The 452-nt window shown below is 51.1% G+C and carries 1 protein-coding gene; it reads right to left on the bottom strand.

All coding sequences use genetic code 11. The features are described from left to right. Window positions 1–262: 262 nt before the first annotated feature. Window positions 263–452, bottom strand: a 190-nt coding sequence (locus KHA85_RS20210) for a hypothetical protein (protein ID WP_213186669.1), incomplete at its 5' end; no start/stop codon positions are given.

The following is a 452-nucleotide window of genomic DNA, read 5'->3' as shown; positions in this document are numbered from 1 at the left end:
GTGCCGCTCCGCATTTCGGGGCGCATTGGCGCCGCCGGAAAACGGGCGAATGAAGGCGGCGGCCACCCCATCAGGAGGGCCTGAGTAACGCCGCTTTCGCCTGTTAACGAAGCGCCGGCGCGCTTCGCGGCGGGAACCGCTTACAGCCACTGATTTTGGTCAGATTCGTTAATTACCTCACAAAAATCAGCCAGTTCCACAACCAGATAGTACAAATTTTTAACCAGGCGGCAATAAAATATATGCAATTTTTATTGAACGTTCAATCAAAAAAAAGTTTAATAGTCCCCATGATGACCTGAATCACGGGCGAAACGGCAGTGAAATTTGCCCGCTGAGATAAGGCCGAAGTCGGTTTTGTGAGAGTCGAAATATGCCAAAGGTAGGAATGCAGCCAATCAGAAGGCAGCAGTTGATTGATGCCACGCTCGCCGCGGTAAACGAAGTGGGAA

The sequence above is a fragment of the Dietzia massiliensis genome (genome assembly GCF_018390595.1).
Lineage (GTDB): Bacteria > Actinomycetota > Actinomycetes > Mycobacteriales > Mycobacteriaceae > Dietzia > Dietzia massiliensis.
The sequence above is the reverse complement of the archived record's forward strand: the minus strand, read 5'-3'. Positions and strand labels throughout refer to the sequence as shown.